Origin of the sequence: Rhizobium sp. Root483D2 (assembly GCF_001426685.1) — a bacterium.
In the GTDB taxonomy this organism is placed as follows: domain Bacteria; phylum Pseudomonadota; class Alphaproteobacteria; order Rhizobiales; family Rhizobiaceae; genus Pararhizobium; species Pararhizobium qamdonense.
On record NZ_LMFB01000001.1, the window covers coordinates 356,535 to 369,961 of the forward strand.

Sequence of the window (13,427 nt, forward strand, 5' to 3'; positions counted from 1 at the left end):
CGCAGATAACTGAAGCTATAAATAAGAAAATCCGACCCTGACCTTTAATTTACCACTCTCTATATTTTCTATTCTCAACGAAGATGCATACCCCAAACCTATTAAATTATTCGCAAAAAGCCCATATCCAAATATCAATGGTGAACCAATATTTATTGTCGTCGTAGATTTATTAATTGCGAACCCTTGACAGGCCATCCATTCTACAAATTTCGGAAAATCTTGACCGAGTGCCTGAAATTTTTCGTTTAATTTCTGAGAAAGGCGTCGCTCACCCTTATTCAACCACCACCAATAAAATGGGTTTCCTGCGGAACGGTTTTCACAAGCGACATTTTGCTTGGCGCGCTCTGCACAGAAAAGCTCGCCTCTCTTGTAATCTGTTGGTTGACACCCGTTGAGCCTTACGATTTTAAAATGCTCAAAAATCATTGATCGAGCATAAGGCTCAAAAAAGAGCGAACAGAATAAAAAATATACAGCCAGTGCCGTGAATGTAACTTTTTTAATTGTTGTCAGACCGCAATAATATTCTGTAAATTTGCCGAGTGCTTTATCCAGTTCTGGCACTCCCATTTTTGAAAACCTGCATAAATTCGAAACCACAGTGCCCTTTTGCTCAACTGGGTCAGTTGCAATGATGATGGATTTATTGACGATAAAACAATCTAAAGTTTAGTTTCCTATTAAAATCAGCCGGAAATCGACGCCCATGGGAAAGGGGATCCCAGAAAGTGGCATTACCCATTTTCTTCAGTCGAGACGGCTTGCCGCCCATCGGCAGCATTGAAATACAACCGGCACAAAAGCCCCAGCCGCTAGAACAGTGCGCGGCGCTTTAAAACGCGTTGAACGTCAGCGTCGTCAGCGAGCGGTTGATGCCGGGCACGGTGGCGATGTTGTCGTTGATAAATTTGCCGATGTCCTGCGCTTCATCGACATAGACCTTGATCAGAAGATCGTAATCGCCGCTGGTCGAATACATCTCCGAGACGATCTCCTTCTTGTAGATCACGTCGGCAACTTCGTAGGTCTTGCCGGGGGCGCATTGCAGCTGGACGAAAATCGGCTTCATGGCTCAGTCTCCTGATGTTTCGATCGCAAATAGCCTGTTTTTGCCAGGAGGCAAAGCCGGATCGATCAATCCCTGCGGAAGACGATACTGGCGAGCCAGCCGGTGACGACGGCCAGAAGCACGGCGACGAGGCCGTAGAGGAAGGGCTGCTGATGTGCTGCCGTGGTGATGGCCTGTTCGAGGCCGGTCTTGACGACGCGCAGTTCCAGCGCCTTGGCGGCGACGAAAAGGCCATCGCGGAACAGATAGGCGCGCACGATATGCGATCCGTTCGGCACGTCGGCCGGCAGGCGCAACGAGGCCTTGAACAGGCTGGAACTGATGAACTGCACACCGCCGGGATCGCGCTGGTAGATCCCTGTGGTTTCCCGCAGCCGCCGGAAGGCGTCGCGGAATTCGGTGAGGTTGCTGCCATCGCCGATAAAGCCGATCGGCGTCAGTGGCATATGATCGACGCCGATGCCCATATTGTTCATGTCGCCTGGCGGTGCGATCGTGTCGATATCGCGCGTGCTCGACAGGGAATAGGATTCCGGCACCTTTTCGAAGGTCATCGAATTGGTGTTGATCCAGATGCCGAAGACGCGCTCCTTCTTGCGCACCGTGGTGTTTTCCTTCGGGCCCTCCAGCGCCACGACAATATTGTATTTTCCCTGCGCCAGCAGTCCGGGATCGGCACCGTCAATGGCGCCGAAAATGGTGAGATCCGCACCGCGGAAATCCGAGGTGATGGCGATCTCGTCAGTGGAAATGCCGATATCGAGCTTTTCGGTGAAATCGACCGGTTCTGCCTTTGCCGCAAGCGGGGCGGCAAACAGGAGAGCGGCAAGGAGGAAACGTGAGAATATCCGCATCAGAAGCCGAGCCCCGCGGAAACGATCGAATAGACTTCCTTGGGTGGGATCACCAGCTCGATGGCAAGGCGGATGCCGACGGCCAGGACCAAAAGCGCCAGAAGTGCCCGCAGCTGCTCGCCGCGCAGCCTCTGCCCTACCCGCACGCCATATTGCGCGCCGATGACGCCGGCGATCATCAGCACGAAGGCCAGAACGATATCGACGGTATAGTTGGCCGAGGCCTGGACGATGACGGTGTAGGCCGACACGAAGATGATCTGGAACAGCGAGGTACCGACGACGACATTGGTCGGGATGCGCAGGAGATAGATCATCGCCGGCACCATGATGAAGCCGCCGCCGACACCCATTACCGATGTCAGGATGCCGATGCAGAAGCCGAGTGCTGCGATCGGGATGACGCTCAAATAAATCTTGGATTTCTTGAACCGCATCTTCAGAGGCAGGCGATGGACCCAATTGTGATGGCCCGGCCGCTTCAGCGTCACGGTTTCGTTCTTGGCCGCACGCCGCAGCGCATTGATGCTTTCCCACAGCATCAGCGAGCCGACGGTGCCGAGCAGCAGCACATAGGCAAGCGAAATCACCAGATCGAGCTGGCCGATGCGCCGCAGCAGCGAAAAGATCCAGATGCCGACTGTCGCCCCGGCCAGACCGCCGCAGAGCAGCACGGTCCCGAGCTTGATATCGATCGTACCGCGCCGGAAATGGGTGATGGCGCCGGAGATCGAGGAGGCGACGACCTGGTTTGCGCCGGTGGCGACGGCAACGACAGGCGGGATATTGTAGAAGATCAGAAGCGGCGTGATCAGGAAGCCGCCGCCGACACCGAACATGCCGGACAGGAAGCCGACGGCCGCGCCCATTCCCAGAATGATGAAAATGTTCACCGACAACTCTGCAATTGGCAGATACACCGTCACGGCCAGACCTCAAAATATGCCAATAGCCCGCAAGGCGGGCGGAAAACATCAAAGTGGCAAGTGATTCACCACGGGAGATAAGGAATGAAACAGTCTTGAAAACCAATTGTGAAAATTGCGAATTCAACGTCGTTTCGTCATGCGCCCCGGGGTCCGGCCTGTCAACCTTTTGCAGGCTTTAACCCTTTAGCGCCTCTGTGTCCGGCCGGTCTGCGGCATTATTGCGGCCGCGCACGCCGTTCCCCTGCATGAGCCGCCAAATCCTGTGCCCGGATGGACACAGGCGGCCTTAGCCGTTCCGCTTCAGAAGTTCCTTGACCAGCGCGTCGGTGATCTGGCCCGTCGGTTCCTGGTTGATCGATTTCTGGAAGGCCTTGATGGCGGCGACGGTCTTCTGGCCCATCTCGCCATCCGGCTTGCCGGCGTCGAAGCCGTTATTGTTGAGGATCGCCTGAATGTTGCGCAGCGCCTTCTTCATATCCACCGATGCGGTCTTGGTGCCCTTGCCAACCCAGGTATCCGGCACATCGACCGAATTGGCCTTGGGGTCGAGCGGCGTCAGCTTCCAGGCATCGAATTTCGCCTTGGCGCTTTTCAGCTGTTCGGGGCTCAGGGCCTTGCCGACTTCATCGCGCTTCTGGCCGGCATCGGTATCGCCGTCGCGGGCAGCCACAGAAAACCACTTGTAGGATTCTTCGAGATCCTGGTTCACCCCGTTGCCGCGGGCATAGAGGATGGCGAGATTGAACTGGCTGTCGCGGATGCCGCGATCGGCAGCCATGGCGAACCACTTGCCGGCGCCGGCAAAATCGGGTGCAGCGCCGCCGCCGCTTGCCAGCATGACGGCAAGGTTATGCATGGCGCTGGCATTGCCCTTGTCGGCCGCCTGCTGATAGAGCGCGCGCGCCTTCGCCAGGTCGCGGCCAACACCGGTGCCCTTTTCATACAGGCTTGCCAGCCGGTATTCGGCAGGCGTGACGCCGGCATCGGCTGCGCGCTGATACCATTTTGCCGCCTGGGCGAGATCAGCCTTGATGCCGCGGCCTTCCGTATAGACAGCACCGATTTCAAACATGGCGAGCGGATCGCCCTTGCGGGCAGCCTCGGCCAGCGCCTCCGGCTTGATGTCGGCGGGAACGGTGAGTGCCGCTTCGGCTGCAGCAGGCGCAGTTGCTGCCGCACCGGTGGCGCCATTTGCCGTTTCTGGTGCTGATCCTTCAATGACCGGCGAGAGCATGCGGGCGTTGACCGCGCCGGTTGACGGCTGCACTGCGTCCGGCAACTTGGCCTCCGGCTGCGTGGCTTCGGAAACCGGCGTTTCAGGCGGCATCACTTGCGTATCAACACCATCCGCCGGGACGGAGGTCTCGTTCTCAGGCTGTGGCTGCAACGAGGTGAGCGGCTCGATATCGTTGTCGGCGGCCTGCATGGCGGGCGCCGCATTGGCCGTAACCGGTGTTTCGCCGGAAGCCGGCATTTCATTCATCGCTTCATTGCCCGGCTCGCTGGTGACCGGCTGTTCGATCGCAGCCACCGGCGCCACGGCGGGCGCCTGATCACCACGGATCAGCGTGTTGACCAGCGGATAGGACATGATCGCCAAAAGCACGGCACCAACAGCCATCAGGATCGGACGGCGATTGCGGGAAAAGACACCCATCGGCGAGGCGCTGGCGCCGCCCTTGCCACGGTTCATCGAATCGACTTCTTCGGCCGCCTGCTGGGCGGCACGGCGGGCAGCGGCGATGAAATCCGCCTTGTCCGCTTCGCTCGGCGGCGCGTTGCGGCCGGTCTGGCCGGCGCGCACCCGCTCCAGGATCTTCTTCACGTCGGGAACGCCGGAGCCGGGCTCCAGCAGCTGATTGGCCACATCCGGCTCGATGGCATCGGCCGCATCGATCGACGGCGAGGGATCGATAACCTGGCGTTCGACGGCGCGCACGGGCTCTGCCCGCTTGCCGGTGAACCGCTTGGCGATCCCGGCCAGGAGGCTGGGCTTGCCGGCAGCAGCCGGCGCGCTCTTGATATCGCTCTGGTGCACGGCCGCCTGTTCGGCAACGGCTTCCGCGACCTCTTCACGCGAGGGGTTTGCGGGCTCGGCCTCGTCGGCGATCCCATGCATGTCACGCTTCAGATCTTCGTAGCGGCGCCCAAAGTCAGCTTCGGCGAAGGGATCGTCCTGCGTCTCGAAAACCGGCTGCGTGGCGCGCGGCATGGGTGTCTGGCTGTCAAGGCCGCGCGAACCGAAGGCGCGCGGCGCATCCTGTTCCTGGCCACGCTCTTCCAGCCGCTCCAGCTTTTCAGCGATATGAACCAGCGTTTCGTGCAGCGCTTCGAACGTGCGCGCCGTGCGCTCCTCGCTCGAGCGGCTCATGTCTTCCAGGACCTTCAGATCGTCGGCAAGCGCCGAGATCGCCGCCATGTCCGAACCGCCGGACGCCGACTGGCCGATGCCGTTCTTCGAATAGGCTTCCATCACCGCCTCGGCCGCCTGGCGGGCTGCCTCGATGATATATTCGTCGCTGGTCGCCAGATAATCTTCAAGCGCGCTCATCCGGCCTTCGAATTCGGCAGGCACTGGCGCCGCCTCGCGCGGCTGGCTGACAAGGCTCGAAAGATTTGCGATCTGGTCCTGCAGGCTGCGCAGGATCTCGCTGTCGTCAAAGGGCGCGGCATGTGTTTCTTCGAGACGAATGGCGATATCCGACAGCTGGCCTTCCAGCCGGTCGAAACGGGCATCGCCGACATAGGATGTCTGTGGCGCATCGAGCTGGTCGATGCGGCGGGCGAGATCGTCCAGACGCCCGGCAAGCGCATCGTTGAGCGAGCCCTGGTCGATGGCATCGATCTTGCGGGAAATGTCGGACAGATATCCGGTAAGGTCCGGCTGCGCGGATGCCTTCTGCGAGCGCTCCAGCATCTGCGACAGCTGTTCCAGGCGCTCCTCGAGGCGAACCGCCGCTTCCTCGTTGGCCAGTTCCTCGACCCGTGCAGCCAAAGCTTCGATGCGCGAACCGACGCCATTGTCGGCCGGCCGTTGCAGGCCGTCGATCTGGCGGGAGAGGTCGGCAAGGCGGCCTTCGACGCGGGTGACACCGGCGCTGTCTGGAACGGCAGCACGGCCGCTTGCCACGATGGCGCGGCTGATCTCGTCGAGGCGTGCGTCCAGATCGGCAAATTGCGATACCATCTGGCGATCGTCGGGCTGCATGTGGCGGCCGATCATCTCGATCGCCTGCGCCACCGAAACCAGCTTGTCTTCCAAAGCATGAATGGCCGGGCCGCTGTTCATCGAGCCGATCTGCGACTTGATTTCGTCAAGCCGGTAAGCCAGCGCCACCAGTTCGTCGTCGCGGTTGGAATCAAACGCATTCATCCGGTCTTCGACACCGGTCCAGCGCGCTTCCATGCGATGCACGCTGTCTTCGCGGGCAAGGCCGTCGATCATGACGCGCAATTCGTCGAACTCAACCTTCAACGCATCGGCCTGCGACGGCGATGCCTGGCGGCCGAGCTGGTTGATGCTGTCGGACAGGCGCTGCAGATCGCCGCGAATGTCCTCAGCCATCGTCTGGTCCTGGGATGCATCCACGGTAATGCCCCGGATTTCGGTCCGCAATGCCGTCATTTCGCGCGACAGGCCGTCGGCGATATCCTTTTTCAATTCTTGTCGCAGGCCAACCAGCGCCTGGGCAATCTCGGCCATGGCCGGATCGGGACGCTGCGGTTCGCTGCGGTACTGTTGCGAACGCAACGGCTCGCTGCGGACGGGTTCTGGACGCTGGGCCGCCTGCTGACGGATGGTCTCCGTGCGCAAGGCATCGGCGCGCAGGCTGTCTGGGCGCGGATTTTCCTGGCGGACGGGCTCACGGCGATAGACCTCGCTGCGCAGCTGCTCGCTGAGCGGCGGGGCAACCGGCAGCTCGCGGCGGGGCTGTACCGGGTTCTGGAATGTGGGGCTCTGAAATGCTGGGGGCTGAAATGGGGGAACGCCGCGCTCGTCATAGGCACGCGGCTCCGCACGGGAGGAGGTGCGTTCCCGGACGGCATCGCGGTCCCGCGTTGCCGATAATGTGCGCTGGCGCTGCATGATTTCCGTGACCGGATCGGCAACGGTGAGAGGACCATCCGCCGGGATCCGTCCCCGCTGATCGCGTCCAGCCGTTCCCATCAATCCTTCGATGCGCGCTTCCAGGCCCTCGATCGTGCGGTTCAGCGCGTCGAGAGACGACCTGTCGCCATAGGACTGGGCGCCAGGACGTGGAGTGTTTGATCGCGATCCGTTCATCGTTCTTCGCCTCTTTCATCGGCCTTGATCGGAATCCGGGCTTCTGAAAGGCAAATCCCCGCCTTCCGGGAGTTCCGGTACCGATCCGGACAGAGCTGCAACGACGCGAAGACAAAACTATTGCAACTGTGACCATCTCAACACGCACTTTCACGAAACGTGGTAAATAACCCGTTAACCTGACTGAAAATTTTTTAACGATTTGCGTGCATGCTGACGTCGAGAGGCGTCCAAGAGACAGTTTCGGCACACCCGGTCCGATAGGGCCAGTCGCCGATCAAATTTTGCCGTTCCGCAAACTTTGACGTTTACGCGCACGTCAAAGTTTTGTAGCATGCCGGAAATCACATGGAGCGCTCCTGGAGAAGCGCTGCATGACACGGTTACAGGTGAGGAACACTAGACATGCCCAGCTACAAGGCCCCGGTCGAAGACACGCTTTTCATTCTCAACGACGTTCTCGGCATCGAGCGCTTCAACAATCTGCCCGGTTTTGCCGATGCGACACCCGACATGATCGAGGCGATCGTCGGTGAAGCCGCCAAGCTTGCCGAGGAAGTGCTGTTCCCGGTCAATCTTTCCGGCGACCAGGAAGGCTGCAAGCGCAACGACGATGCGACGGTCGCGACGCCGAAGGGCTTCAAGCAGGCTTTCGACCAGTACCGCGAGGGCGGCTGGCTGGGCTTGTCCGTACCGGAAGAATTCGGCGGCCAGGGCCTGCCCTATACGCTCCACACGGCCATCGGTGAATATATGTCATCCGCCAATATGGCGCTGACCATGTATCCCGGCCTCACCCAGGGTGCCATCGCCGCCATCCTCGTGCACGGCACCGACGCGCAGAAGGCAACCTATCTGCCGAAAATGGTCGCCGGCGACTGGACCGGCACGATGAACCTGACGGAGCCCCATTGCGGTACCGATCTCGGCCTGCTCCGCTCCAAGGCCGTGCCGCAGGGCGACGGCTCCTACAGGATTTCCGGACAGAAAATCTTCATCTCCGCTGGCGAACACGACATGGCCGGCAATATCATTCACCTGGTTCTCGCCCGTATCGAGGGTGCGCCGGAAGGTGTGAAGGGCATTTCGCTGTTCATCGTGCCGAAATTCCATGTGGAGGCCGATGGTGCGCTTGGCGCGCGCAACACCGTTTCCTGCGGTGCGATCGAGCACAAGATGGGCATTCACGGCAACTCGACCTGCGTCATGAATTATGACGACGCCGTTGGCTATCTCATCGGCGCGGAGAACAGGGGCCTCAACGCCATGTTCGTGATGATGAACGAGGCGCGCCTGGGCGTCGGCCTGCAGGGTCTTTCCGTTTCGGAAATCGCCTATCAGAACGCTGCCAACTACGCCCGCGACCGTCTGCAGGGCCGCTCGATTTCAGGCGTCAAGGCTTCGGACAAAAAAGCCGACCCGATCATCGTCCATCCCGACGTGCGCCGCACCCTGATGACCATCAAGGCCTTCAACGAGGCCGGCCGCGCCTTCACGCTCTGGACCGCGCTGAAATCCGATATCGCGCATCGCGGCGACAATGATGCCGACCGCCAGACCGCCGACGATATTCTCGGCCTGATGACCCCGATCCTGAAAGGTGTGCTCACCGACAAGGGCTTCGACCACGCCGTCATGGCGCAGCAGGTCTTCGGCGGCCATGGCTATATCGAAGAACACGGCATGAGCCAGTATGTCCGCGATGCCCGCATCGCGATGATCTACGAAGGCGCGAACGGCATCCAGGCGCTCGACCTCGTCGGCCGCAAGCTGGCGCTGAACGGCGGCCGCGCCATCACCGCTTTGTTCAAGGAGATCGGCGATTTCTGCGAGGAAAACCGCTCCGACGAAAAGCTCACCGCTTATACCAAGGGCTTGAAGAAGGGCTTGAACGACCTGCAGGCGGCCACCATGTGGTTCATGGGCAACGCCATGGCCAAGCCCGACAATGCCGGCGCCGGCTCCACCGACTACATGCACCTCTTCGGCCTCGTCGTGCTCGGCTATATGTGGGCCAAGATCGCCAAGACGGCCGAGGAGAAACTGGCCGAAGGTGCCGGCGAGCGCGAAACCTACCTGAAGAACAAGCTCATCACCGCCACATTTTTCATGGAGCGCATCATGCCGGAAACGGCGCTGCGCAAAGCCCGCATCGAAACCGGCGCCGACACGATGATGGCACTGGACGCGGCGGCGTTTTGAGTAAAAATCTCTTCTCCCCAGCGGGGAGAAGTGCCGAGCATAGCGAGGCGATGAAGGGGGTCTTACGGCAACATGCCGCGGTCTTGGCTCCCCCTCATCCGGCCCTGCGGGCCACCTTCTCCCCGCTGGGGAGAAGAGGAAGCCCGACCGATTTGACACAGACGACGCGCGGTCTGATGATCGCTGCATAGGGAGAAAAAATCATGACCGACGTCTTCATTTACGACCACGTGCGCACGCCGCGCGGCCGGGGCAAGAAGGATGGGGCGCTGCACGAAGTGCCGACGCCGCGTCTGGCCGCCAAGGTGCTGCAGGCGCTGCGCGACCGCAATGGGCTGGATACATCCACCGTCGATGACATCATCATGGGCTGCGTCGATCCGGTGTTCGAGGCCGGCGCCGTGATCCCGAAGGCGGCCGCCTTTGAGGCCGGCTATTCCAACAGGGCGCCCGGCATGCAGATCTCGCGCTTTTGCGCCTCTGGCCTCGATGCCGTGAATTTCGCCGCCGGCAAGATTGCGGCCGGTGCCGATGACATCGTTATTGCCGGTGGCGTGGAATCGATGTCGCGAGTCGGCATGGGCATGTCCGGTGGTGCCTGGTACATGGACCCGTCGGTCAACTTCCCCGGCTATTTCATGCCGCAGGGCGTCTCCGCCGATCTCATCGCCACCAAATATGGCTTTTCCCGCGACGATGTTGATGCCTATGCGGTCGAGAGCCAGAAGCGCGCCGGCCATTCCTGGGACAGCGGTTATTTCGACAAGTCGGTGATCCCGGTGAAGGACCAGAACGGCATCACCATCCTTGCCAAGGACGAGCATATGCGTCCGACAACGACGATGCAGAATCTCGCTTCCCTCAACCCCTCCTTCCAGATGCCCGGCGAGATGGGCGGCTTTGATGCCGTCGGCATCCAGGCGCATCCGGAAATCGAGCGCATCAACTACGTGCACCATGCCGGCAATTCCTCTGGTATCGTCGATGGCTCGGCCGCAATTCTGGTCGGCTCCAAGGCCGGCGGTGACTCCATGGGTCTCAAGCCGCGCGCCCGCATCAAGCATTTTGCCAATATCGGTTCCGATCCGGCGCTGATGCTGACCGGCCCGGTCGATGTCACCGAAAAGCTCTTGAAGCGCGCCGGCATGACCATTGCCGATATCGACCTGTTCGAACTCAACGAGGCCTTTGCCGCCGTCGTGCTCCGCTACATGCAGGCCTTCGACATCAGCCATGACAAGATCAACGTCAATGGCGGCGCGATTGCCATGGGCCATCCGCTCGGCGCCACCGGCGCGATGATCCTCGGCACCGTGCTCGACGAACTGGAACGCCGTGGCCTGCAGACCGCGCTGGTGACGCTGTGCATCGGCGCTGGCATGGGCACGGCGACGATTATCGAGCGGGTGTGAGGTGTTTCCCTCCCCCTTGTGGGGAGGGTGGCCCGAAGGGCCGGGAGGAGTTTTCGCCGCACGGCAGGACGCCCCTCCCCAACCCCTCCCCACAAGGGGGAGGGGCTTAACCCGGCCGGATCGCCCTTAATTTCAGGCGGCGGCATGGAGCGAAGCCAAGATTTCAAGGGAGAGGAATTCCCATATGACAACCTACACCAATTTCACTATCGAAACCGACGCCGACGGCATTGCGCTGGTGACCTGGAACATGCCGGACAAGTCGATGAACGTCTTCACCGTCGAGGTGATGAAGGAACTCGACGCCATCGTCGATCAGACCGTGGCCGACGAAGCCGTCAAGGGCGTCGTCTTCACCTCCGGCAAATCGACCTTTTCCGGCGGCGCCGATCTGTCGATGATCAAAGGCATGTTCACCTTCCAGGCCGAACAGAAGAAGATCGACCCGGACAATGCGGCGCAAAAACTGTTCGAGCTGACCGGCCAGATGACCGGCCTGTTCCGCAAGCTCGAAACCTCCGGCAAACCCTGGGTCTCGGCCATCAACGGCACCTGCATGGGCGGCGCTTTCGAATTGTCGCTCGCCTGCCACGGCCGCGTCGCTGCCAATTCGAAATCGGTGAAGCTCGCGCTTCCCGAGGTCAAGGTCGGCATCTTCCCAGGTGCGGGCGGTACGCAGCGTGTGCCGCGGCTGACCAACGCGCAGGACGCCCTGCAGATGATGACCACCGGCTCTTCGCTAACACCACAGCGCGCCAAGGCCATGGGCCTGATCCACGAGATTGCCGAGCCGGCCGAATTGATCAATGCCGCAAAAGCCATGATCAAGAACGGGCTGAAGCCCGTCCAGCCTTGGGACGAAAAGGGCTACAAGGTTCCCGGCGGCGGCATCTGGACGCCGGCTGCAGCCCAGCTCTGGCCGGCCGCATCCGCGATCCTGCGCCGCGAAACCTCCGGCAATTATCCGGGCGGCCTTGCCATTCTCAAATGCGTTTATGAGGGCCTGCAGGTTCCCTTCGATACCGGCTTGAAGATCGAGCAGCGTTATTTCACCGAAATCCTGCAGACCACCGAGGCGTTCTCGATGATCCGCTCTCTGTTCGTCTCGATGCAGGAACTCGGCAAAGGCGCCCGCCGCCCGGCCGGTATTGCGAAGTCCGACCTGAAGCAGATCGGCGTCGTCGGCGCGGGCTTCATGGGTGCCTCGATCGCCTATGTCGCTGCAGCTGCCGGCATCGAGGTCACCCTGATCGACCGCGACATCGAAGCCGCGACCAAGGGCAAGGCTCATTCGGAAGGCCTGGTGAAGGATTCCATCGGTAAGGGACGGCTGACGCAGGACGAGGCGGCCGCGCTGCTGGCCCGCATCACGCCCTCGGCGGATTACACCGACCTCAGACATGTCAAGCTCGTTGTCGAAGCCGTGTTCGAAGACCGCCAGGTGAAGAAGGACGTCATCGAAAAGGTCGAGGCCGTGTTGTCCGAGGACGCGATCTTCGCGTCCAACACCTCGACCCTGCCCATTACCGGCCTTGCTGAGAATTCCAGGCGCCCTGCCCAGTTCATCGGCATCCACTTCTTCTCGCCGGTTGAAAAGATGATGCTGACGGAAGTCATCCTCGGCAAGGAAACCGGCGACAAGGCGCTGGCCATTGCGCTCGATTTCGTCGCCGCGATCAAGAAGACGCCGATCGTCGTCAACGACACGCGCGGCTTCTATGTCAACCGCTGCGTCTTCCGCTATATCCACGAGGCCTATGACATGCTGATCGAAGGCGTGCCGGCGGCGATGATCGAAAATGCCGCCAAGATGGCCGGCATGCCGGTCGGTCCGCTGTCGCTCAACGACGAAGTGGCGATCGACCTCTCCCAGAAGATCCTCAAAGCCTCGATCGCCGATCTCGGCGAAGGCTCCGTCGATCCGCGCCACATGACGCTGATCAACAAGCTCGTCGATGATCTCGACCGCCGCGGCCGCAAGAACGGCAAGGGATTTTACGACTACCCTGCAAAACCCGCCAAGAAGTCGCTCTGGCCGGGCCTCAAGGACCTGTTCGAGCAGAAGCCGGCCGAAAACTTTGATGTCGAGACCCTCAAGCAGCGCTTCCTCGTCACCATCGCGCTGGAAGCCGCCCGCACCATCGAGGAAGGCATCGTCACCGATCCACGCGAAGCCGATGTCGGCTCCATCCTCGGCTTCGGCTTCGCCCCCTATACCGGCGGCACGCTGAGCTATATCGACGGAATGGGGGTGAAGACCTTCGTAACGCTGTGCGAAAAGCTGGCCGCTCGTTACGGCGAACATTTCCAGCCGACGCCGCTGTTGAAGGACATGGCGGCGAAAGGCGAGACGTTTTATGGGCGGTTTGATCCGTATGGGGCGGCTGATAAGGCTGCGTGACGCATTGCAACGGTATGAGCGATCAAACAGGCCTTCGGGCCTGTTTTTGTTTCGGGACGTTTCTTGTCGAAAAAGTGCGGTTTGTGTGGACAGCCAAATCATCTGGTTTGTCGGCTGAACACTACACTCGGTGCCTTCGGCACACGGTATACGCACCCACTCTCCTCCGTCATTCCTGTGCTTGTCACAGGAATCCAGCAGCGCCGCGTCTGCGGCGCGCAAGGCTCTCTTGGTCCGCACGATATAGGTCCCTAACCGCGCAGACGCGC

General features: G+C 60.6%; 8 protein-coding genes. 3 read left to right on the forward strand and 5 right to left on the reverse strand.

Annotated features, from left to right (window positions below; genetic code table 11):
* Nucleotides 1-15: 15 nt before the first annotated feature.
* The 5 genes from ASD32_RS29335 to ASD32_RS01695 form a co-directional block, all read right to left on the reverse strand.
* The gene (locus tag ASD32_RS29335) at nt 16-576 is read right to left on the reverse strand and encodes a hypothetical protein (RefSeq protein ID WP_156383001.1); all 561 of its coding nucleotides are present in this window, start codon (nt 574-576) and stop codon (nt 16-18) included.
* A 262-nt stretch (nt 577-838) separates the two neighbouring features.
* Nucleotides 839-1,075, reverse strand: coding sequence for an Lrp/AsnC ligand binding domain-containing protein (locus ASD32_RS01680; protein ID WP_060636153.1), 237 nt, complete (start codon nt 1,073-1,075; stop codon nt 839-841).
* A 65-nt stretch (nt 1,076-1,140) separates the two neighbouring features.
* Nucleotides 1,141-1,929, reverse strand: a complete 789-nt coding sequence (locus ASD32_RS01685) for a TIGR02186 family protein (RefSeq protein ID WP_060636154.1) — start codon at nt 1,927-1,929, stop codon at nt 1,141-1,143.
* Entirely contained in the window at nt 1,929-2,855 is a 927-nt protein-coding gene (locus tag ASD32_RS01690; RefSeq protein ID WP_060636155.1) for a sulfite exporter TauE/SafE family protein, read from the reverse strand. The genes ASD32_RS01685 and ASD32_RS01690 overlap by 1 nt, the downstream gene beginning before the upstream one ends.
* Nucleotides 2,856-3,144: 289 nt before the next feature.
* Complete coding sequence (locus ASD32_RS01695; RefSeq protein WP_060636156.1) at nt 3,145-7,143, reverse strand: peptidoglycan-binding protein; 3,999 nt, start codon at nt 7,141-7,143, stop codon at nt 3,145-3,147.
* Between the two features lie 405 nt (nt 7,144-7,548).
* Between ASD32_RS01695 and ASD32_RS01700 the strand changes: the two genes are divergently transcribed.
* The 3 genes from ASD32_RS01700 to ASD32_RS01710 all read left to right on the forward strand — a co-directional run bounded on the left by ASD32_RS01700 (nt 7,549) and on the right by ASD32_RS01710 (nt 13,158).
* A complete protein-coding gene (locus ASD32_RS01700) occupies nt 7,549-9,345 on the forward strand; it encodes an acyl-CoA dehydrogenase C-terminal domain-containing protein (RefSeq protein WP_060636157.1) in 1,797 nt (598 codons plus the stop codon).
* Nucleotides 9,346-9,548: 203 nt separating this feature from the next.
* Entirely contained in the window at nt 9,549-10,757 is a 1,209-nt protein-coding gene (locus tag ASD32_RS01705) for an acetyl-CoA C-acetyltransferase (RefSeq protein WP_060636158.1), read from the forward strand.
* A gap of 184 nt (nt 10,758-10,941) precedes the next feature.
* Entirely contained in the window at nt 10,942-13,158 is a 2,217-nt protein-coding gene (locus tag ASD32_RS01710; protein ID WP_060636159.1) for an FAD-dependent oxidoreductase, read from the forward strand.
* Nucleotides 13,159-13,427: the final 269 nt, after the last annotated feature.

Excerpts from the sequence above, each read along its gene's own strand:
- ASD32_RS29335 (WP_156383001.1), bottom strand. The coding sequence starts at position 576 with ATGGGAGTGCCAGAACTGGATAAAGCACTCGGCAAATTTACAGAATAT.
- ASD32_RS01680 (WP_060636153.1), bottom strand. The coding sequence starts at position 1,075 with ATGAAGCCGATTTTCGTCCAGCTGCAATGCGCCCCCGGCAAGACCTAC.
- ASD32_RS01685 (WP_060636154.1), bottom strand. The coding sequence starts at position 1,929 with ATGCGGATATTCTCACGTTTCCTCCTTGCCGCTCTCCTGTTTGCCGCC.
- ASD32_RS01695 (WP_060636156.1), bottom strand. The coding sequence starts at position 7,143 with ATGAACGGATCGCGATCAAACACTCCACGTCCTGGCGCCCAGTCCTAT.
- ASD32_RS01700 (WP_060636157.1), top strand. The coding sequence starts at position 7,549 with ATGCCCAGCTACAAGGCCCCGGTCGAAGACACGCTTTTCATTCTCAAC.
- ASD32_RS01705 (WP_060636158.1), top strand. The coding sequence starts at position 9,549 with ATGACCGACGTCTTCATTTACGACCACGTGCGCACGCCGCGCGGCCGG.
- ASD32_RS01710 (WP_060636159.1), top strand. The coding sequence starts at position 10,942 with ATGACAACCTACACCAATTTCACTATCGAAACCGACGCCGACGGCATT.